The sequence below is a fragment of the Microbacterium sp. LBN7 genome, from assembly GCF_045690345.1.
Taxonomy (GTDB): Bacteria; Actinomycetota; Actinomycetes; order Actinomycetales; family Microbacteriaceae; genus Microbacterium.
Map to the genome: position 1 here is coordinate 327,865 of NZ_CP147856.1, position 18,789 is coordinate 346,653.

Consider the following 18,789-nt stretch of genomic DNA (forward strand, 5'->3'; position numbering starts at 1 on the left):
CCTTCTCTCGTTCCCGTTGGACGCGTCAGTACCAGATGTCGAGCGACGGCGCGGGGAACGCGATCAGCGCGCGGTCGAGGGCTTCGACAGCCGCGGCGTCCGCGGTGATGCGCCCGGCTCCGTGCAGAGACGCTGCCCGCACCCCACCGGCGTACAGGGAGGACAGTACGGAGACGTCGAGCGAGATGTCCGGCGTCGCAGTCTCCACTCGGTCGACCGTCGCGGCACCGGCGCCGTCGACGCGGAGATGCCAGTCGCCGCTCGCGAAACCGAGCGGGTCCTCGACGCGGATGACGGTGTCGAGCGGAGCCGAGTACCGGCGGGCGGAGAGCGCAACCGGCACGTCGAGGATGCGCAGCCAGCCATGGTCGTGCACGACCTGCGTCACGCCGCGCGGGTCCGCCACCAGCCACGGCAGCGGATCGTCGAGCGGACGGAGATCGGCGGTGACCTCGTCGACGAGGTCGTGCTGCAGCGCGAAGCGCCAGAGCGCCGCCACGGCGTCGGGCGTCTCGGCGACCAGGAGCCCGATGTCGAGCCGGAAGCGAAACGAGTCGCCCTTCTCGTGCACCGTGTAGGCGAGCGCGCCGCGGAGTTCGCCGGCGTCGTCGAGGAAGCGGACCCCTCGCACCTTGTCGCGGTCCTGACCCGCCGGCGATGCGCCCGAGAGGCCCTCCCACCGACCCTGCCAGCCGGGGATGCGTCCTGATGCGGTGTGACGCGCACGCTCATGCACGGTGCCGATGTCGGCGGCCAGGGTATCGCGATCGACGTACTCGACCCGTCCGGACGGCGTCGCGCCGCCCCACCCGGCACGGCGGGTGTCGATCGTGAGATGCGCGACAGGGATCGCGGAGCCGAATCCGTACCGGCCGTAGATCGTCGCCTCGGAGACGGTGAGGCCGGCCATCGGGACTCCGGCGGAGGCCGCGGCGCGGAGTTCGCCCTCGAGCAGCGACCGGGCGATGCCGCGGCGACGATGAGTGGCGGCGACCGTCACCATGCTGATCGCCCACATGTCCAGTTCGCCACCGCCGGGGATGGTGAGCGGCCTCACCCAGGCGTTGGTCGTCGCGACCGGGAACGCAAACGCCGGTGCACCGGGCTCGTAGACCCCGATGTTGCGTCGCTCGGCGAACGTCTTCCGGTTCTGGGCGAGCGACTCCGCACTCGGCTCGGCTCCGAGGAAGCCGCGGTCGGCGGCCCGCTGGAACCCGCTCGCGCTCTCGTCGACCGTCAGATCGACGACGCGGTAGTCGAGTCCCGCGGCGCGCAGCCGTTCGGTCGAGGTCGGGTCGGCGGGCACATCACGCGCATCGATGGTCATCGATCCAGCCTACCGACGGCCTCCGACGGAGGGTCAGTGCTGAGAGGCCTGGACTTCGCGCAGACGGGCGAACACCTGATCGCGCAGCTGCTCCGGAGCCGTCTCCTTGCAGGCGCGGGCGACGACCTCGGTGAGCGTCGTGGCGACGAGAGCCTCGTCCCGGCACGATGCGCAGTTCTCGAGATGCTCCCGGATCTCGGTGTGCTCGGTCTTGCACACCTCGTTGCGGAGGTACTCCTCCAGATCCTGGCGGGCCTTGTCGCAGCCGCAGTCGCTCATTTCGTGCTCCTCGTGTCAGCCGCGGCGATGCCTCGCTCGGCGGCGTAGTCAGCCAGCAGCTCCCGCAGCATGCGCCTGCCACGGTGCAGGCGGCTCATCACGGTGCCGATGGGGGTCTTCATGATGTCGGCGATCTCCTGGTAGGCGAAGCCCTCGACATCCGCGAAGTACACCGCCAGCCGGAAGTCCTCCGGGACGGCCTGGAGGGCATCCTTCACGACGGATGCCGGCATGCGGTCGATCGCCTCGGCCTCGGCCGAACGGCCGTGCGTCGCGGTGGTCGACTCGGCGCCGCCCAGCTGCCAGTCCTCGAGCTCGTCGATCGTGCCCTGGTAGGGCTCGCGCTGCCGCTTGCGATAGATGTTGATGTAGGTGTTCGTCAGGATGCGGTAGAGCCACGCCTTGAGGTTGGTGCCCTGCGAGAACGTCGCCCAGGAGCCGTACGCCTTCACGAACGTCTCCTGCACGAGGTCGGCGGCGTCGGCCGGGTTGCGCGTCATGCGCATCGCGGCGGCGTAGAGCTGATCCATGAAGGGGATCGCCTGCTCCTCGAATTCGCGCCGAGGGTCGCCGACGGTCTCTGCGGTTGCGGTGTCATCCATCACCGGCCAGTCTAGGCCGCTGATGTCCAGCGTCCCGCGTTCCAGCGTGCCCAGCATGCACTCTCCTCCTCGGCGGACGCCCGCGCCTTCACGCCGTGGGCATCCTGTTCACTAAAGTGAGAACCGATGAGCGCGAACAGGTATTCCCCCGCCCGAGTCCAGGGCGCCTATGCCGCGCCCACCGTGGACGATCCGGTACACGCCGAGCTCACCATCCCCGGGTCGAAATCGCTGACCAATCGCGAGCTCATCATCGCCGCGATCGCCGACGGACCCGGTCGACTGATCGCCCCACTGCATTCCGACGATTCGGCGCGCATGGTCGACGCGCTGCGCGCGCTGGGCGTCGGCATCGAGGAGGTGGATGCCGGACACGAGTTCGGCCCCGACCTGGTCGTGACCCCCGCGAGGCTCGAAGGCGGCAAGACGGTGGACTGCGGTCAGGCCGGCACGGTGATGCGCTTCATCGCCCCGCTCGCCGGTCTCGCTGCCCACGACGTGCACCTCACCGCCCACGAGACCGCGCTGCACCGTCCGATGGGCGGATTGATCAGCGCGCTGCGCGACCTCGGCGTCGACATCGACGACGAGGGCACCTGGGCGCTGCCGTTCACGATTCGCGGTCACGGCCGCATCCGAGGCGGCCGTGTCGAGATCGACGCCTCCGCGTCGAGTCAGTTCGTCTCCGGGCTCCTGCTCGCCGCACCCCGTTTCGATGTCGGCCTGCACCTCGTGCACACCGGCGAGCACCTGCCGAGCCTCCCGCACATCGACATGACCATCGAGGCGCTGAGCCGACGCGGCATCCGCATCGAGCGTCCCGCGGTCGGCGAGTGGCTCGTCGAGGCCGGAGTCCCCCGCGCCAAGGAGATCGCGATCGAGCCCGACCTGTCCAACGCGGCGCCGTTCCTGGCTGCCGCGCTCGTCACGGGCGGCGCGGTGTCGATCACCGGATGGCCGGCGCACTCCACCCAGCCAGGCGCCCTCCTTCCGGAGATCCTGCAGGCCATGGGCGCGCACGTTGGCCGCCACGGCGGCACGCTCACCGTGCGCGCCGGGTCCGGCATCCGGGGACTCGACATGGATCTCTCCGCGGCGAGCGAGCTCACCCCCACTCTGGTGGGGCTCGCCGCCTTCGCGGACTCGCCGACGACGATCCGCGGCATCGGGCACATCCGTCTGCACGAGACCGACCGCATCGCCGCCCTCATCGGCAATCTCCGTGCCCTCGGCGGCGACGCCGAAGAGCTGACCGACGGTCTGCGCATCATCCCGGCTCCGCTGCACGGAGGTGCTTGGGCTGCGCATCACGACCACCGGATGGCCACCACCGGAGCGCTCATCGGCCTGCGCGTCCCCGGCGTCGAGATCGACGACATCGGCACCACCGCGAAGACCCTCCCGGAGTTCACGATGCTCTGGGAGCGGATGCTGCGAGGCTGACCGATGAGCTGGCTCGACGACACCGACGACCTCGACGACGACTTCGAGGACTTCGACGAGAGCAGCATCCGCACGCGCCCGAATCCGAAGGCGAATCGGCCGCGCACCAAGCGGCGGCCCGCCCATGACGACGCGCAGACCGGTCGCGTGCTCGGGGTCGACCGCGGCCGCTATACCGTGCTGCTCGACGAGGACACCGATGACGAGCACGTCATCAGCTCCGTCCGCGCGCGGGAGCTCCGCCGCATGCCGATCGTCACCGGCGACCAGGCGCGCGTGGTCGGCGACACCTCGGGAGACGAGGGCACGCTCAGCCGCATCATCGGCATCGCCGACCGCACCTCGCTGCTGCGGCGCAGCGCCGATGACACCGACCAGGTCGAACGGGTCATCGTCGCGAACGCCGACCAGATGCTCGTCGTCGTGGCCGCCGCTGACCCCGAGCCCCGCGCCCGGCTCGTCGATCGCTATCTCGTCGCCGCCCTGGATGCCGGCATCCGCCCGCTCCTCGTCGTGACGAAGACCGACATCGCCGATCCGACCGAGTTCCTCGCGCACTTCGACGGCCTCGACCTGCGCGTGTTCACCAGCGCGCTCGACGAGATGCCGGTGGAGGAGATCGGTGCCGCGCTCGTCGGCCACTCCACGGTGTTCGTCGGACACTCCGGTGTCGGCAAGTCGACGCTCGTGAACGCCCTCGTGCCGACGGCCGAGCGAGCCACCGGGCACGTGAACCAGGTCACCGGTCGCGGCCGCCACACATCGTCGTCGACCGTGTCCCTGAGGTATCACGGCGCGCTCGGCACCGGGTGGGTCATCGACACGCCCGGCGTGCGCTCCTTCGGCCTCGGGCACGTCGACCCGGCGAACATCCTGGCGGCATTCACCGAGCTGGCCGAGATCGCCGAGAACTGCCCGCGCGGGTGCACGCACCTCGCCGACGCCCCGGACTGCGCCCTCATCGAAGCCGCCGAGCGCGGCGAACTCAGCGAGACAGGACGCGCACGCCTCGATTCGCTGCAGCGGCTGCTGCAGACGTTCTCCGACAAGGCCGAGCAGACCCCCGGCCGATAGGGTGGACGGGTGACTCAGCGCCTCGAACCCGGAACCGCAGCCCCCGACTTCAGCCTCCTCGACCAGGACGGCACCCGCATCTCGCTCGCCGACCTGCGCGGCGAGAAGGTCGTCCTGTACTTCTACCCGGCGGCGATGACGCCCGGCTGCACGACCCAGGCGTGCGACTTCCGCGACAGCATCGGCTCTCTCCAGGGCGCCGGCTACCGCGTCATCGGGATCTCCCGCGACGAGCCCTCGACGCTGGCCGCGTTCCGCGAGCGCGACGGACTCACCTTCACCCTCCTCAGCGACCCGGACCACGCGGTCCACTCCGCCTACGGGGTGTGGGGCGAGAAGATGAACTACGGCAAGGTCATCGAGGGCGTCATCCGCTCGACCTTCGTCCTCAACGCGGACGGCGTCATCGACATCGCGCTCTACAACGTGAAGGCCACCGGCCACGTCGCCCGCATCCGCAAGCTGCTGGGTATCGACGCCTGAGACCGGGAGCGGCCTCCGGCGCTCACTCCGCTTCGCGCTGCTCGCCCTCGCGTCGCGCACTGGCGATGAGCAGGACGAAGCCGAGAAGGGCGGGGAGCCCCACGGCCAGCGTGAAGGTCCAGGAGATGGGCTGGATCGTGAGCGAGGCGAGTGCCAGCGCGACCGCGAGCACCTGGAAGACCACTCCCCCCGACCGCGCCCAGGAACGCCCGCTGCGGGTGCCGACGGCGAAGGCGATCAGGGCGGCGGCACCGATGATCGTGAGGACGATCAGCGCGAGCGCCGTCGGGAGTGATGCCGCGTCACCTGCTCCGAGTCCGGCGAGCTCGATGACCGCGAAGACGAGCAGTGCCGCCCCCTCCGCGGCGAGAACGACAGACGCCGCGAGAGCGAGTCCGGGTGCACGCACGATGTGTCTCCTGAGAATCGAATGAGAAGGCGGAAAACCCTTGATTTCGCAGGTTTCATGTAACAGAATAGACAGCGTCATGTGCTCCCACAGCGGCGTGGGGCGGGCGTTTCGCTCGCATCACAATTCGCGGGCATCCGTCCGCATCTCAACAGGGTAACTGAACCCGAACAGTAGCCCGAATCGAGCGGTCGCGTCGCGACATCTCTTTGAAATCCACACCGAGGAGCCCCCATGGACTGGCGCGACAAGGCCGCCTGTTTGACTGTCGATCCCGAGCTGTTCTTCCCCGTCGGGAACACCGGTCCGGCCGTCGACCAGATCGAGAAGGCGAAGACCGTCTGCGCCACCTGCACGGTGACCGAGATCTGCCTGCAGTACGCCCTCGAGAGCAGCCAGGATTCGGGCGTCTGGGGCGGTCTCTCCGAAGACGAGCGCCGCGCTCTGAAGCGCCGCGCCGCCCGCGCCCGCCGCGCCTCCTGAACCTCACGGAAGCGGCCTGAGACCTCGTGTCTCAGGCCGCTTTCCTGTGCGCGGTGCGCGGGGTGCGCGGGGTGATGCTCAGGGCTGCAGCCAGCGCAGCGGAATGTCGATGACCACCTCGGTGCCCTCGCCCTCGCTGCCACGCCACTCGATCGTGCCGCCGAGCTCGCCCTGGATGAGCGTGCGGATGATCTGAGTGCCGAGGCCCTGGCCGATCCGCCCCTCCGGCAACCCGAGACCGGTATCGTGCACGGTCACGCGGAGGTTGTCCTCGGTGCGGGTGGCATCGATCGTCACCAGGCCCTCCCGTCCTGCGAGTCCGTGCTCGACGGCGTTCGTGACGACCTCGGTGAGAGCCAGGGCGAGGGGCGTCGCGTACTCGCTCGGCAGCACCCCGAACCGTCCGGTCGACTGCGTGCGCGCCCGCGTGTTCGGCGCCGAGGCGACCTCGGCCACGAGCTTGAGGACGCGGTGGAAAACCTCGTCGAAATCGACCTTCTGCGTGAGCCCCTGCGCGAGCGTGTCGTGCACGACGGCGATCGAGTCCACGCGCCGCATCGCCTGCGTGAGGGCGTCGCGCGCCTCGTCGGAGTGCGTGCGCCGCGCCTGGATGCGCAGCAGCGACGCCACCGTCTGGAGGTTGTTCTTCACCCGGTGATGGATCTCACGGATGGTCGCATCCTTCGTGATGAGCTCCTGCTCCTGGTGACGGAGCTCCGACACGTCGCGGCAGAGCACGATGGCCCCGATCCGGGTGCCGTGGTCCTTGAGCGGGATGGCCCGCAGCGACACGGTCACCCCTCGAGCCTCGATGTCGGTGCGCCATGGTGCGCGCCCCGTGACGACGACGGGCAGCGACTCGTCGACCTGGCGCGACGGCGGCACGAGCCGCGTCGTCACCTCGGCGAGCGACTCGCCCTCGAGCTCGTCGTCGAAGCCCATGCGGTTGAACGCCGAGAGGGCGTTCGGGCTCGCGAACGTGGTGATCCCGTCGACGTCGATGCGGATGAGACCGTCCGAGGCGCGAGGCGCACCCCGCCGCGGCGACGTCGGTGCCGCGAGGTCGGGGAAGCTGCCGTCGGCGATCATCCGGAAGAGGTCGTTCGCGCACTCGTCGAACGTGATCTGCTGACGGGACGGCGTCCGCGCCTCTCCGAGGTTGGTGTGCCTGGTCACGACCCCGATGACGGTCGGCTCGGTTCCCGAACCCCGGCGCTCGCTCACGATCGGGACGGCGCGCACCCGCGTCGGCGTCTCCTCGAACCAGTCGGGTGAGGACGAGTCGACGATCGTCGCCGACTCGAAGGCCCCCTGCACCTGGGTGCGCCACTGCGGTCGCACCCTCTCCCCCACGATGTCCCGGTAGAAGAGCGTCGCCGCACCGCTGGGCCGCGCGTGGGCCACGGCGACGAACGATCCGTCCTCGGTCTGGATCCAGATGACGATGTCCGCCGACGCGAGGTCGGCGAGAAGCTGGCCGTCGCCGGCGAGCCGATGGAGCCACTCCACATCGCTGTCGGTCAGACGACCCTGGGCGTGGGCGAGATCACTGAGGGTTGACACCCCTACAGCCTAGGGCGACATGGCTCAGAGGATGGCCAGAGAGCTCGCGCGCCACCGGCGGTCGAAGCCCTCGAGACGCACGGCGACCGCGCGGGTGCGTCCCGGACCCGCCACGACCACGACGGCCTCGATCACCCCGTCCGTCGGCTCGCACACCCGGATCGACAGGATCTCGAAGGTCGGACGCGCCGGTGGGACTCCCCGCGCGCTGCGCGCCCTCGCCGAGAGGTTCGCCCTCGTCGCGAGACTCCGGAACGCTTCTTCGCTGAACCATCGGGCGAGCTGATCGACCTCTCTGACCCCGGCGAGCACCTCGAGCGCTCCCTGCGTCAGGCTGCGGAGCAGCGGAACGGGGTCCGGCAGCTCGACGGTGGGCGTGGGCTGCGGCGCGAAGTACTCGTGAAGCGTCATCATCGGACTCTCGATCGGGGCGGACTGCGCGCCAGTAGAGCACGGGGAGTCCGTCACCGTGGGCGTCGCCCGAGAGGAATGTGGATAACTCGTACGTCGTTCCCGGACGTGGCCTACTCTCGGTCGGATGCACTGGGATCGACTGTTCGAAGATCTCGAGGGTCAGCTGGCCTCGGAGTGGGAAGCCGAGCGCGCCGCCCTCGATGCCGAGTCGGAGCGCCTGCGGATCGCGCGTCTCGAGCTGCGTGCGCGACTGCGGATGCTGTGCGCCCTCGGCGCGGAGGCCGTGATCGACCTCGCGAACGGACGGCGCCTCCCGGTGACGCTGCGCGCTCTGGGAGCGGATTGGATCGCGGTGACCTCGCGCGTCGCCGACGGCACGCAGGCCGGCCCTTCGACGCTGCTCGTCCCCGAGCACGCGATCGCCGGAATCACGCTCGATCACGGCATGATCCTCGCGAGCCTCGAGGAGCCGGCCCCTTCAGAGCACGCGCTCCGCGAGCGGATGACGCTCGGGTTCGTGCTGCGCGATCTCGCGCGCCGTCGTGTCGCGGTGCAGGTGAGCACGCTCACGGGGGAAGACGCGCACGGCACGATCGATCGCGCCGCCGCGGATCATCTCGATCTCGCGGTGCACGACAGGGGAGACGCCCGACGTGCGTCCGCGGTCCATGGGTTTCGCGTCATCCCGTTCTCGCGGCTGGTCGCGGTGCGGACGCCGGGGACTCAGATGCCGTGAGCAGACGATGTTCCCCAGACCTCGGGGAAGCTCGCGGTCTGGGACTGACGCCACAGCGCCATGCGACGAGAGGTCTCGGACTGCTCGGCCAGGTAGTCCTGCAGGCTGGCTTCCTCGACGCGCCAGCGCGGCGGCGTTCCGAGCTGCGACCCGCGCAGGCGGCCTTCGTGGACGAGGGTGATCACCTCGTCGACGCCGATGCTCAGCAGCTCGGCGACCTGCGCAGGTGCGAGGAATCGCGGAGCGGACGCGAGCGGATCTGCCATGGCCCCATTGTCCCGCACTCCCCCGTGCCCGCATCGGCCGATCCGGCCCTGTGGATAACTCGACGGGCGTCGGCCGGATTTCTGTGACGATGTCGCCATGGCTGTCCTCTCCCGTCCTCGGCGCGCATTCTGGGGCGACGTGCGCTTCCTCGTCGGCATCGCCCTGGTCGTCGTCTCCATCACGGGCGTCTGGCTCATCGTCTCCGCCGCCGACGACGCCGCGCCCGTGCTTCAGGCCGGCCGCACCATCACCGAGGGCGAGGTCCTGACGTCGGGTGACTTCCAGGTCGTCGAGATCGGGCTCGGCGCACTCGCGGACGAATACCTCGGTCCCCAGGACCTCCAGCCGGGGCAGGTGGCATCCCGAACGCTGGAGAGAGGCGAGATCGTGCCCATCTCGGCGACGGCCGATGCCGCCGAGAGTCGCAGCACCACCATCGTGATCGAGAGCAGCACGGGCATCCCCGACGACGTGGAGAGCGGAGCGGTGGTCGAGGTATGGCAGGCGCCTCGACTCGAGGACGGGCGCTCGTTCGATGCTCCGCGCATCCTCGTCGCCGAGGCGAGCGTCCGCGAGGTGTTCGAGGACGACACCATGCTCGCCGACGCGGGCACCCGGGTCGAGATCGTGATCGCCCGCTCCGATGTCGCGGATGTCCTCGCCGCCGTCACGGGCGGCTCCTCGCTCTCGGTCGTCCCGATCCGGTCCGTACGATGACGTCGGTGATCCTCGCCATCCCTGAGCCGCGGGCCGCCGCACTCGCCGCAGAGCTCGATGCAGAGGAGATCCGCGTCGCCGCGATCGTGCCCCCGACCGCGGCGATCGATCTGCTGCCCGGCGTCGAAGCCATCGTGGTCCCCGCCACACGTGCGGTGCTGACCGCGAGCCTGATCGCCGCCTGCGATCGCGCCGGCGTGCGCATCCTCGCGCTCGGAGGCACGGAGACCCGCCTGCTCAGCCGACTCGGACTCGCCGCGGCGCTTCCGGCGGACGCCGCCGGATGGGAGGTCGCCGCAGCTCTGGCGGCGGAGACGCCTCGCCCGGCCCGTGTCCCCGACGCTGCTCCGCGTCGCGTCATCGCCGTGTGGGGCCCGCAGGGCGCACCAGGGCGATCGACCGTCGCGATCCAGCTCGCGGTCGAGCTCTCCCGTGCCGGTCGCACCACCGCGCTCGTCGACGCGGACTCGACGGCGCCCTCCCTCGCCCTGCTGCTCGGGCTCAGCGACGAGTCTCCCGGAATCGCGGCTGCGTGTCGGCGCGCCCAGCTCGGCGGTCTCGATGCGACGGAGCTGACGCGTCTGGCGACCACGATCTCCACCAGCGCCGGCGAGATCGAGGTCCTGCCGGGACTCAACCGTCCGAGTCGCTGGCCGGAGCTCTCAGCGGCGCGTCTCGGCGCCGCCCTGCGCGCCTGCCGCGAATGGGTCGACGAGACGGTCGTCGACGTCGCGGCGTCCTTCGACGCCGACGACGAGGTGACCAGCGATCTGGCAGGCCCGCGTCGCCACGCCGCCACGTCGACGGCGCTGCAGGAGGCCGACCTCATCGTCGCGGTCGCGTCGGCCGACCCGGTCGGGATCAGCCGATTCCTGCGCGACCATGCCGAGCTACGACGCCTGGTGTCGCCGACGCCCGTGACCGTCGTCGTGAACCAGATCCGCCCGGGGCCTCTGGGCCTCGACGCACGCGGTCAGGTGCGACGCACCCTCGAGCGGTTCGCCGGCATCACCGATCTGGAGTTCCTGCCTTTCGATCGACGCGCCGCCGACGCCGCCCTCCTGCATGCAAGGCCCCTCTGCGACGTCACACCACGATCCGCGCTCGTCGCCGCGGTGCGCCGGCTCGCAGTCTCTCTCGCGGGAGAAGGCCGGGGACCGGCTACTGCCGGTAGCTCGCGAGGAAGTTCCCCAGTCGCTCGACGGCTTCGCTCAGCACTCGCGGCTCGGGCAGAGTGACCAGGCGCAGGTGATCCGGCGTCGGCCAGTTGAATCCCGTTCCCTGCACCAGCAGGATGTGCTCCGAGACGAGCAGATCGTAGACGAGCTTCGCGTCGTCGCGGATCTCGTGGACGTTCGGGTCGAGTCGCGGGAAGGCGTACAGCGCCCCCTCCGGTTTGACGCACGAGACACCAGGGATGGCTTCCAAGCCCTCCCAGGCGATGTCGCGCTGCTCATGCAGGCGCCCGGTCGGCGCGATCAGCGCATCGATCGACTGCACTCCGGAGAGAGCCGCCTGCACGGCGTGCTGCGCAGGGACGTTCGGGCACAGCCGGGTCGACGCCAGCAGCGTGATCCCCTCGAGGAAGCCCTTGGCGTGATCCTGCGGCCCCGTGATCACCATCCAGCCCGAGCGGTAGCCGGCGACGCGGTAGGTCTTGGAGAGTCCGTTGAACGTCAGGCAGAGCAGATCGGGGGCGAGCGTCGCCGTCGGGATGTGCACGGCGCCGTCGAACAGGATGCGGTCGTAGATCTCGTCGGAGAGCAGCAGCAGCTGGTGCTCCCGCGCGATCTGCACGAGCCCCTCGAGGATCTCTCGGGAGTAGACGACACCCGTGGGGTTGTTGGGATTGATGATGACCATCGCCTTGGTGCGCGGCGTGATCTTCGAGCGGATGTCCTCGAGGTCGGGCTGCCAGCCGTCGTCCTCGTCGCACAGGTAGTGCACGGGCGTGCCGCCGGCGAGGCTCGTCATGGCCGTCCACAGCGGGTAGTCGGGCGCGGGGATGAGCACCTCGTCGCCCTCGTCGAGCAGCGCCTGCATCGTCATCGTGATCAGCTCGGACACGCCGTTGCCGAGGTAGACGTCGTCCGGATCGAATCGCGGGAAGCCCTCGATCTGCTCGTAGCGGCTGACGACGGCGCGGCGGGCCGAGATGATGCCCTTGCTGTCGCTGTAGCCGTGCGCCGTGGGAAGAGCTGCAAGCATGTCGTGCACGATCTGGTGCGGAGCGTCGAAGCCGAAGATCGCCGGATTGCCGGTGTTCAGCTTGAGGATCTTGTGCCCCTCGGCCTCCAGCCGCGCCGCCTCGACGAGCGCGTTTCCGCGGATCTCGTACAGGACGTTCTTGAGCTTCGACGACTGGTCGAAGTTGCGCGTTGGGGTCATCGACCAAGCCTACAGCGACGAAGAGAGGGCCAATCCACACGGAATGGCCCTCTCTTCGTCGCTACGGCGGACCGCGCTACTTCTTCTTCTTCTTCTCCTGCGCACGACGCTGCTCGCGGTTGCCCGCTGCCGGAGCGGCGGCATCCGTCCGCTGGCCGAAGGCACCGCGCGGTGCCTCCTCCGGCTCCTCCTGCGGAGCCTGGGCGCGTGCTGCCGCCGCCTGGCGGAGACGTTCGGTGGCGGCCTGCTGCACCTGGCCGCGGTCGTTGCGGACCTCGACCTCGCCGGCGTCGTTCGCGGCCGAGTACTCCAGACGCTGCTCGCCGCCGTCGGTCGCGAGGCCCTTGGCCTCGACCTCTGCGGTCTGCGAGTCCGCACGACGGACCTCGACCTCGAGGTTGTAGAGGTAGCCGACGGACTCCTCCTTGATCTGCCCCATCATCGACTGGAACATCGCGTAACCCTCGCGCTGATACTCGATCAGCGGGTCGCGCTGCGCCATCGCACGAAGGCCGATGCCGTCCTTGAGGTAGTCCATCTCGTACAGGTGGTCGCGCCAGCGGCGGTCCAGCACCTGCAGCACGACGCGACGCTCGAGCTCGCGCGTCGCGGCCTCGCCGAGCGACTCCTCGCGCTTCTCGTAGGCGATCTTCGCGTCGGAGAGCAGCTCGCGGGTGAGTCCGTCCGCGGTGATGCCGCCCTTGCGGCCTGCCGCCTCCGACACGACCTCGTCGATCGTGACGCCGACCGGGTAGAGCGTCTTCAGCTCGGTCCACAGGGCGTCGAAGTCCCAGCTCTCGTTGTGCCCCTCGCCGGTGTGGTCTCCCACGACTCCGCCGATGGCGTCCTCGATGAAGTGCTGCACGCGGCCGGCGATGTCGTCGCCCTGCAGGATGTGGCGGCGGTCGGCGTAGATCGCCTCGCGCTGGCGGTTCAGGACGTCGTCGTACTTGAGGACGTTCTTGCGCATCTCGGCGTTGCGGGACTCGACCTGGGACTGCGCGCTGCGGATCGCCCGCGAGACGAGACCCGATTCGATCGGCACGTCGTCCGGGAAGTTCGTACGCGACAGGATCGCCTCGGCCGCACCCGACTGGAACAGGCGCATCAGGTCGTCGGTGAGGCTCAGGTAGAAGCGGCTCTCACCGGGGTCGCCCTGACGTCCGGAGCGCCCGCGGAGCTGGTTGTCGATGCGACGGGACTCGTGACGCTCGGTCCCGAGCACGTAGAGTCCGCCGGCCTCGATGACCTTCTCGGACTCCTCCGCGACGACATCCTTCATCGCCTGGTAGGTCTCGTCCCAGGCGACCTCGTACTCCTCGGGCGTCTCGACCGGGTCGAGCCCCTTGCCCTTGAGCTCCTGCACGGCGAGGAACTCGGCATTGCCGCCGAGCATGATGTCGGTTCCACGACCGGCCATGTTGGTGGCGACGGTCACGGCGCCGAGGCGACCGGCGCGGGCCACGATCTCGGCCTCGCGCGCGTGGTTCTTCGCGTTGAGCACCTCGTGCTTGATGCCCTTCTTGGCGAGGAGGCGCGAGAGGTACTCGCTCTTCTCGACGCTCACCGTGCCGACCAGCACCGGCTGGCCGCTGTTGTGGCGCTCCGCGATGTCCTCGACGACCTGGGTGAACTTCGCCGTCTCGTTCTTGTAGACGAGGTCGGACTGGTCCTTGCGGATCATCGGCCGGTTGGTCGGGATCGGGATGACGCCGAGCTTGTAGGTCGACATGAACTCGGCGGCCTCGGTCTCGGCCGTTCCCGTCATGCCGGCGAGCTTGTCGTAGAGACGGAAGTAGTTCTGCAGCGTCACGGTGGCGAGGGTCTGGTTCTCGGCCTTGACCGGAACGCCCTCCTTGGCCTCGATCGCCTGGTGGATGCCCTCGTTGTAGCGACGACCGACCAGGATGCGGCCGGTGTGCTCGTCGACGATCATGACCTCGTCGTTCATGACGACGTAGTCGGTGTCCTTCTTGAAGAGGGCGAGCGCCTTGATCGAGTTGTTGAGGAACGAGATCAGCGGGGTGTTCGCGGACTCGTACAGGTTCTCGATGCCGAGATAGTCCTCGACCTTCTCGATGCCCGGCTCGAGCACGCCGACCGTGCGCTTCTTCTCGTCGACCTCGTAGTCCTCACCGGCCTCGAGCGTGCGCGCGATCTTGGCGAACTCGGCGAACCAGCGGTTGGCCTCGCCCGACGAGGGACCGGAGATGATCAGCGGGGTGCGGGCCTCGTCGATGAGGATCGAGTCCACCTCGTCGACGATCGCGAAGAAGTGCTCGCGCTGGACGAGGTCCTCCTTGCGCCACGCCATGTTGTCGCGCAGGTAGTCGAAGCCGAACTCGTTGTTCGTGCCGTAGGTGATGTCCGCGGCGTACTGCTCGCGGCGGACGGCCGGGGTCTGCCCGGAGACGATGATGCCGGTGGTCATTCCGAGGGCACGGAACACACGGCCCATCAGCTCCGCCTGGTAGCTCGCGAGGAAGTCGTTCACCGTGATGATGTGGACGCCCTTGCCGGCGATCGCGTTGAGGTAGGCCGGGAACGTCGCGACGAGGGTCTTGCCCTCACCGGTCTTCATCTCGGCGATGTTGCCGAGGTGCAGGGCGGCTCCACCCATGATCTGCACGTCGTAGGCGCGCATGCCGAGCGTGCGCTTGGCCGCCTCGCGCACAGCGGCGAACGCCTCGGGCATCAGCTGATCGAGCGTCTCGCCCTTTTCGAAGCGGGCGCGGAGCTCGGTCGTCTCGTTCCGCAGCTCGTCGTCGGTGAGCTTGGAGATGTCCTCTTCCAGCGCCCCCACTGCCTTGACCACCTGGTTCAGGCGACGGATGACCCGCCCCTCACCAGCACGCAGCAGCTTCTCAAGAGGATTGGCCACGGATGTCATCTCCCTGTCAGTGGGTAAATCGCCGGCCACCGGAAGGCGGTCGCCAGGCATACTTTGCCATGTTACCGGGCTGTGACCTGCACGTCGCCTGCACGCGCGGTCTGCGCGTCGGTCCGGATGGTTGCCCGGTATCCATATACTCGGTATCGCGTTCGACAACACGCGGTCGGGAGATCACCATGTCGGTCCGTCAGAGCCTGCTCGCCATCCTCGATCAGGGTCCGTGCTACGGCTATCAGCTGCGGCACGAGTTCGACCGTCGCACCGGTTCGACGTGGCCCCTCAACGTGGGCCAGATCTACAACACGCTCGAACGGCTCGAGCGCGACGGACTCGTGCAGCGCGGCGACACCGACGAGCACGGCCACGTCTACTGGCAGATCACGGATGCCGGATCGGCCGAGGTCGCGCAGTGGCTCTCCTCCCCCGTGGTCCGGACGCCGGCGACCCGCGACGAGCTGGCGATCAAGCTCGCGGTCGCCGCGACCCTGCCGGGAGTCGACGTGGCCGCCGCCCTCCAGGCGCAGCGCGAGGCCTCGCTGCGGCAGCTGCACGCGCTCCGGCACACACCCCGCCCCGAGATCGCAACCGACGGCCCTGAGGATCTGGCCTGGTCCCTCGTGCGGGACTCGATGATCTTCGCCGCCGAGGCCGAGCTGCGCTGGCTCGATCACGCCGGAGAACTGCTCGCACAGCATCCGCAGCATGCGATGGCTCTGGAGCTGGCCACCGAACGCCCCAAGCGCGGCCGACCCGCGACCCGCACTCCTGCGATCGCCTGACGCCGTCATCGAACCCCGTTCGCCCGGAGCGGATGCTCAGCCACCGCGACCGCAGGGGAAACTAGGATCGATCCATGGCTGGATTTTGGGGCAGACGCAAACGCGAACAGGAAGAACTCGCCGCACAGGACGCCGATCTGGCGCGTCGCGCGGAGCAGGCCCTGGTCGGCGCCGACGAGAGGATCCGCACCACCTCCGACGAGCTCGACTTCGCCGAAGCCGAGCTCGGAGCGTCGCTGACCGCCGACCTGCGCAAGGCCCTCGCCGCCGTGCGCACGCATCTGCGCGAGGCGTTCCAGCTGCACCAGCTGAACCACGACGAGATCCCCGACACGGCCGAGGAGCTGCGCACCCGCAACGCGCGCATCCTCCAGCTGTGCGACTGGGCACAGGACCTGCTCGATGAGAAGACGTCGGTGCTCGCCGCATCCGTCGCCAAGGTGCGCAGGGCGCCAGAGGTGATCGCACAGGTGCGAGCGGATGCCGCGGCGCTGAGCGCGCGCATCCCGCAGACGAACGAATCCGTCTCGCGGCTCTCGGCCCGCTACGCCGAGTCGGCCATGCACCAGATCACGGCCAGCGCCGCCGAGGCCGAGCAGCTGATCGCCTTCGCGACGCACAGCGCCGACATCTCCGAGCGCCGCCGCGCGGCCAAGCAGAACGAAGAGGCCAACCTCGCTCTCGAGACGGCGACCGAGGCCACCCGCCGCGCGTCCGCGCTGCTCGACGCCGTCGAGGACTTCGAGATCGAGGCTCTGCGCGCCGAGTCCACCCTCGCCGAGGTCGTGGCAGACTCCCGCGGCGATCTGATCGCCGCCCGCACCGCCCCGCAGGCTCCCGCGGTCGCCGAAGCGGTCTCCGCTCTCCAGGCCGCGCTGAGCGCGCTGACACCGTCCGGCACCCCCAACGACCCCTTCGCGGAGCTGTCGCAGCTCCGCACCGCGAACTCCGCGCTCGACGACGCGATCGCGAAGGCCCGCCACCGCGCCGAGAACCCCCTTCCGAGCATCCCTCAGGTGCAGCACGCGATCGACGACGCCGACCGGCAGCTGGGCGTGGCACGCGGACTCATCTCCGGCCACCGCGGGTGGATCGGTGCCGACGCGCGGACACGCCTCGCGGAGGCGGAACGGCTGCGAGTCGACCTGTCCGATCTGCTCCCGGCCGAGGACACGAGAGAAGAGGCGCTCGTCCAGGCCCGCCGTGTCGCGCACCTGGCATCCGAGGCCCTGCAGCTCGCGCAGCGCGACATCGACTCCTCCCGTCCCGACGACCAGGGCTGGGGTGGTGGCGGCGGCTACGGAGGCGGCGGCTGGGGCGGACGGCCGCGCGGAGGCGGTGGAGGCGACATCGCCTCGGGCATCCTCGGCGGGCTCGTGATCGGCAGCCTCCTCGACGGCATGTTCGACTGACCTCTCACGACCCAACGTCAGAACGGCCCGTCCCCTCAGGGACGGGCCGTTCTCTGGTCTCAGCTCAGGAAGCCAGTGCCTCCGACGGCGGCGCCTGCGTGCTCAGCGCGATCACACCGTAGTCCCAGCCCTTGCGGCGGTAGACGACGCTCGGGTGATCCGTGCGGACGTCGACGAAGAGGAAGAAGTCGTGGCCGACCAGCTCCATGCGGTCGACGGCCTCTTCGACCGTCATCCACTCCGCGTCGAAGCTCTTCGTGCGGATGACGACCGGCGAGTAGCTCTCCTCGTCATCGTTCTGCACCGGGATGGTGCCGGTGGCGACAGCGTGCAGGATGTCGGCGGATGCCGGCTGCACATCGATCCCCTCGAGCTCACCGGTGCCCTTCTCGAAGTGGGCACCGCGCGGGTGCTGGCGTCCGTCGACGCGCTTCTCCTTGGCACGACGCAGCTGCTCGGACATCTTGTCGATCGCGAGATCGAGTGCGACGAACTTGTCACCGTCCGTCGCCTCAGCGCGGACGACCGGACCCTTTCCGACGAGCGTGAGCTCGACCGTCTCCTCGGGGACGTGGCCGTTGCGGAAGACGCGGTGCGTGACCTTCACGTCCAGCCGTTGCGCTCGACCCGCGAGCGTCTCGACCCTGGCGATCTTCTCCTCGACAACGGTTCGGAAGCGATCGGTGATTCCCACTCCGACGCCGACGATGCTCGTTTCCATTGCTGTCTCCTTGTCCCGGTCCTCCCGGCCAAGGGCGGACCGTTGTCGCCTTGTGGTCCCCAACCGTAGTCCGCCTGCGAGTCGATGTCACTGGTGACTTTCGTCGTGTCGTCGATGAGTTCCCGATGAGTCTCCTTCGAATCCGGCGCGCCGCGGCGTGGCGGCGAGCGCGACCGCCGCGTTCACCCTGAACCCTGCCGCGCGGAGTGCGCGAGCCGCCTCGTCGAGCGTCGCCCCGGTCGTCACGACGTCGTCCACCAGAATCGCCTCGGCTCCGCGGCCGGCCCGTCGCGCACGCATCGCACCGCGGACGTTCAGTGTCCGCTCGCGCACCCCGAGACCGCGCTGATCGGCGGGTCTCGCCACGAGGGAGAGCACGCGCTGCGGCATGTGCCCGGCACGGCGGATGAGCATGTCGGGCACACGGTAGCCGCGCCGGCGGAACGCACTCCTCGCGGTGGGCACCGGCACGATCCACGTCGAGGACGACAGGACGGGCGCCAGGACGATGGCGAGCGCCGACCCGAGAGGACGGGCGAGCTGGGTCTCCCCTTCGCCCTTGAGGCGGCGGATGCAACGCGCTGCGACCCCCTCGTATCGGAGGGCGGCGTGCACGGGCAGTCCGCCCGGCGTCATCCCCCGTTGCGGCGTCGGCGCCAGCCGGTCATGACAGGACGGGCAGAGCAGCCGACCCGGCTCGTCGCACCCCGCGCACGAGGCGGCGAGCAGGAACGCGGCGATCTCGGCGCCGAGGGTGCGAAGAGCGGAAGCGGGCAGCATCCGCCGATCCTCTCGGATC

General features: G+C 69.5%; 20 protein-coding genes. 9 read left to right on the plus strand and 11 right to left on the minus strand.

Going from position 1 to position 18,789, the window contains the following annotated elements; genetic code table 11:
- Window positions 1-25: 25 nt before the first annotated feature.
- Genes LBN7_RS01630 through LBN7_RS01640 form a run of 3 tightly spaced genes read right to left on the minus strand, consistent with a single transcriptional unit; the run spans window position 26 to window position 2,265 of the window.
- Window positions 26-1,327 (minus strand): GNAT family N-acetyltransferase, encoded by a 1,302-nt coding sequence (locus LBN7_RS01630; RefSeq protein WP_407360771.1) that lies wholly within the window; start codon window positions 1,325-1,327, stop codon window positions 26-28.
- Between the two features lie 33 nt (window positions 1,328-1,360).
- A complete protein-coding gene (locus tag LBN7_RS01635) occupies window positions 1,361-1,606 on the minus strand; it encodes a zf-HC2 domain-containing protein (RefSeq protein WP_116635331.1) in 246 nt (81 codons plus the stop codon).
- Window positions 1,603-2,265, minus strand: a complete 663-nt coding sequence (locus tag LBN7_RS01640; protein ID WP_116635332.1) for a sigma-70 family RNA polymerase sigma factor — start codon at window positions 2,263-2,265, stop codon at window positions 1,603-1,605. The genes LBN7_RS01635 and LBN7_RS01640 overlap by 4 nt, the downstream gene beginning before the upstream one ends.
- 69 nt (window positions 2,266-2,334) lie before the next feature.
- Here LBN7_RS01640 and aroA point away from each other — a divergent pair, with 69 nt between their 5' ends.
- From aroA to bcp, 3 genes are read left to right on the plus strand one after another with little or no spacing between them, the layout of a single operon-like run.
- Window positions 2,335-3,651: a 3-phosphoshikimate 1-carboxyvinyltransferase gene (gene aroA, locus LBN7_RS01645; protein WP_407360772.1), complete on the plus strand. Its 1,317-nt coding sequence runs from the start codon at window positions 2,335-2,337 to the stop codon at window positions 3,649-3,651.
- 3 nt (window positions 3,652-3,654) lie between these two features.
- A complete protein-coding gene (gene rsgA / locus LBN7_RS01650; protein WP_407360773.1) occupies window positions 3,655-4,725 on the plus strand; it encodes a ribosome small subunit-dependent GTPase A in 1,071 nt (356 codons plus the stop codon).
- 9 nt (window positions 4,726-4,734) lie between these two features.
- A complete protein-coding gene (gene bcp / locus LBN7_RS01655; RefSeq protein WP_116635335.1) occupies window positions 4,735-5,208 on the plus strand; it encodes a thioredoxin-dependent thiol peroxidase in 474 nt (157 codons plus the stop codon).
- A 22-nt stretch (window positions 5,209-5,230) separates the two neighbouring features.
- Here bcp and LBN7_RS01660 read toward each other — a convergent pair whose 3' ends face one another.
- Entirely contained in the window at window positions 5,231-5,617 is a 387-nt protein-coding gene (locus LBN7_RS01660) for a hypothetical protein (protein WP_341945741.1), read from the minus strand.
- Between the two features lie 234 nt (window positions 5,618-5,851).
- Here LBN7_RS01660 and LBN7_RS01665 point away from each other — a divergent pair, with 234 nt between their 5' ends.
- The gene (locus tag LBN7_RS01665) at window positions 5,852-6,100 is read left to right on the plus strand and encodes a WhiB family transcriptional regulator (protein ID WP_028503730.1); all 249 of its coding nucleotides are present in this window, start codon (window positions 5,852-5,854) and stop codon (window positions 6,098-6,100) included.
- A 78-nt stretch (window positions 6,101-6,178) separates the two neighbouring features.
- On the opposite strand, the gene LBN7_RS01670 is transcribed toward LBN7_RS01665, so the two are convergent.
- Complete coding sequence (locus LBN7_RS01670; RefSeq protein ID WP_116635337.1) at window positions 6,179-7,663, minus strand: sensor histidine kinase; 1,485 nt, start codon at window positions 7,661-7,663, stop codon at window positions 6,179-6,181.
- A 24-nt stretch (window positions 7,664-7,687) separates the two neighbouring features.
- A complete protein-coding gene (locus LBN7_RS01675) occupies window positions 7,688-8,074 on the minus strand; it encodes an Rv3235 family protein (RefSeq protein ID WP_407360774.1) in 387 nt (128 codons plus the stop codon).
- A gap of 127 nt (window positions 8,075-8,201) precedes the next feature.
- Between LBN7_RS01675 and LBN7_RS01680 the strand changes: the two genes are divergently transcribed.
- Complete coding sequence (locus LBN7_RS01680) at window positions 8,202-8,813, plus strand: hypothetical protein (RefSeq protein ID WP_116635338.1); 612 nt, start codon at window positions 8,202-8,204, stop codon at window positions 8,811-8,813.
- On the opposite strand, the gene LBN7_RS01685 is transcribed toward LBN7_RS01680, so the two are convergent.
- A complete protein-coding gene (locus tag LBN7_RS01685) occupies window positions 8,801-9,079 on the minus strand; it encodes a helix-turn-helix domain-containing protein (RefSeq protein WP_116635339.1) in 279 nt (92 codons plus the stop codon). The two genes, LBN7_RS01680 and LBN7_RS01685, sit on opposite strands and share 13 nt — an antisense overlap.
- Window positions 9,080-9,176: 97 nt before the next feature.
- Here LBN7_RS01685 and LBN7_RS01690 point away from each other — a divergent pair, with 97 nt between their 5' ends.
- The gene (locus tag LBN7_RS01690; protein WP_341945743.1) at window positions 9,177-9,797 is read left to right on the plus strand and encodes an SAF domain-containing protein; all 621 of its coding nucleotides are present in this window, start codon (window positions 9,177-9,179) and stop codon (window positions 9,795-9,797) included.
- On the plus strand, window positions 9,794-11,035 hold the full coding sequence (locus LBN7_RS01695) for a CpaE family protein (protein ID WP_407360775.1): 1,242 nt from the start codon (window positions 9,794-9,796) through the stop codon (window positions 11,033-11,035). The genes LBN7_RS01690 and LBN7_RS01695 overlap by 4 nt, the downstream gene beginning before the upstream one ends.
- Here the strand turns inward: LBN7_RS01695 and LBN7_RS01700 are convergent.
- Both LBN7_RS01700 and secA read right to left on the minus strand, forming a co-directional pair.
- Window positions 10,959-12,185: a pyridoxal phosphate-dependent aminotransferase gene (locus LBN7_RS01700; RefSeq protein WP_116635342.1), complete on the minus strand. Its 1,227-nt coding sequence runs from the start codon at window positions 12,183-12,185 to the stop codon at window positions 10,959-10,961. The two genes, LBN7_RS01695 and LBN7_RS01700, sit on opposite strands and share 77 nt — an antisense overlap.
- A gap of 76 nt (window positions 12,186-12,261) precedes the next feature.
- Window positions 12,262-15,066, minus strand: a complete 2,805-nt coding sequence (secA, locus tag LBN7_RS01705; protein ID WP_407360776.1) for a preprotein translocase subunit SecA — start codon at window positions 15,064-15,066, stop codon at window positions 12,262-12,264.
- A 188-nt stretch (window positions 15,067-15,254) separates the two neighbouring features.
- Between secA and LBN7_RS01710 the strand changes: the two genes are divergently transcribed.
- Complete coding sequence (locus LBN7_RS01710; protein ID WP_407360777.1) at window positions 15,255-15,857, plus strand: PadR family transcriptional regulator; 603 nt, start codon at window positions 15,255-15,257, stop codon at window positions 15,855-15,857.
- Between the two features lie 74 nt (window positions 15,858-15,931).
- On the plus strand, window positions 15,932-17,269 hold the full coding sequence (locus LBN7_RS01715; RefSeq protein WP_116635344.1) for a hypothetical protein: 1,338 nt from the start codon (window positions 15,932-15,934) through the stop codon (window positions 17,267-17,269).
- Between the two features lie 64 nt (window positions 17,270-17,333).
- Here LBN7_RS01715 and hpf read toward each other — a convergent pair whose 3' ends face one another.
- Both hpf and LBN7_RS01725 read right to left on the minus strand, forming a co-directional pair.
- A complete protein-coding gene (gene hpf / locus LBN7_RS01720) occupies window positions 17,334-17,990 on the minus strand; it encodes a ribosome hibernation-promoting factor, HPF/YfiA family (protein ID WP_116635345.1) in 657 nt (218 codons plus the stop codon).
- 87 nt (window positions 17,991-18,077) lie between these two features.
- Window positions 18,078-18,770 carry a ComF family protein gene (locus LBN7_RS01725; RefSeq protein WP_407360778.1) on the minus strand — a complete coding sequence of 231 codons (693 nt, stop codon included), beginning with the start codon at window positions 18,768-18,770 and terminating at the stop codon, window positions 18,078-18,080.
- Window positions 18,771-18,789 lie beyond the last annotated feature (19 nt).

Excerpts from the sequence above, each read along its gene's own strand:
- LBN7_RS01630 (WP_407360771.1), bottom strand. The coding sequence starts at position 1,327 with ATGACCATCGATGCGCGTGATGTGCCCGCCGACCCGACCTCGACCGAA.
- LBN7_RS01635 (WP_116635331.1), bottom strand. The coding sequence starts at position 1,606 with ATGAGCGACTGCGGCTGCGACAAGGCCCGCCAGGATCTGGAGGAGTAC.
- LBN7_RS01640 (WP_116635332.1), bottom strand. The coding sequence starts at position 2,265 with ATGCTGGGCACGCTGGAACGCGGGACGCTGGACATCAGCGGCCTAGAC.
- aroA (WP_407360772.1), top strand. The coding sequence starts at position 2,335 with ATGAGCGCGAACAGGTATTCCCCCGCCCGAGTCCAGGGCGCCTATGCC.
- rsgA (WP_407360773.1), top strand. The coding sequence starts at position 3,655 with ATGAGCTGGCTCGACGACACCGACGACCTCGACGACGACTTCGAGGAC.
- LBN7_RS01665 (WP_028503730.1), top strand. The coding sequence starts at position 5,852 with ATGGACTGGCGCGACAAGGCCGCCTGTTTGACTGTCGATCCCGAGCTG.
- LBN7_RS01675 (WP_407360774.1), bottom strand. The coding sequence starts at position 8,074 with ATGACGCTTCACGAGTACTTCGCGCCGCAGCCCACGCCCACCGTCGAG.
- LBN7_RS01680 (WP_116635338.1), top strand. The coding sequence starts at position 8,202 with ATGCACTGGGATCGACTGTTCGAAGATCTCGAGGGTCAGCTGGCCTCG.
- LBN7_RS01685 (WP_116635339.1), bottom strand. The coding sequence starts at position 9,079 with ATGGCAGATCCGCTCGCGTCCGCTCCGCGATTCCTCGCACCTGCGCAG.
- LBN7_RS01690 (WP_341945743.1), top strand. The coding sequence starts at position 9,177 with ATGGCTGTCCTCTCCCGTCCTCGGCGCGCATTCTGGGGCGACGTGCGC.
- LBN7_RS01695 (WP_407360775.1), top strand. The coding sequence starts at position 9,794 with ATGACGTCGGTGATCCTCGCCATCCCTGAGCCGCGGGCCGCCGCACTC.
- LBN7_RS01700 (WP_116635342.1), bottom strand. The coding sequence starts at position 12,185 with ATGACCCCAACGCGCAACTTCGACCAGTCGTCGAAGCTCAAGAACGTC.
- LBN7_RS01710 (WP_407360777.1), top strand. The coding sequence starts at position 15,255 with ATGTCGGTCCGTCAGAGCCTGCTCGCCATCCTCGATCAGGGTCCGTGC.
- LBN7_RS01715 (WP_116635344.1), top strand. The coding sequence starts at position 15,932 with ATGGCTGGATTTTGGGGCAGACGCAAACGCGAACAGGAAGAACTCGCC.
- hpf (WP_116635345.1), bottom strand. The coding sequence starts at position 17,990 with ATGGAAACGAGCATCGTCGGCGTCGGAGTGGGAATCACCGATCGCTTC.
- LBN7_RS01725 (WP_407360778.1), bottom strand. The coding sequence starts at position 18,770 with ATGCTGCCCGCTTCCGCTCTTCGCACCCTCGGCGCCGAGATCGCCGCG.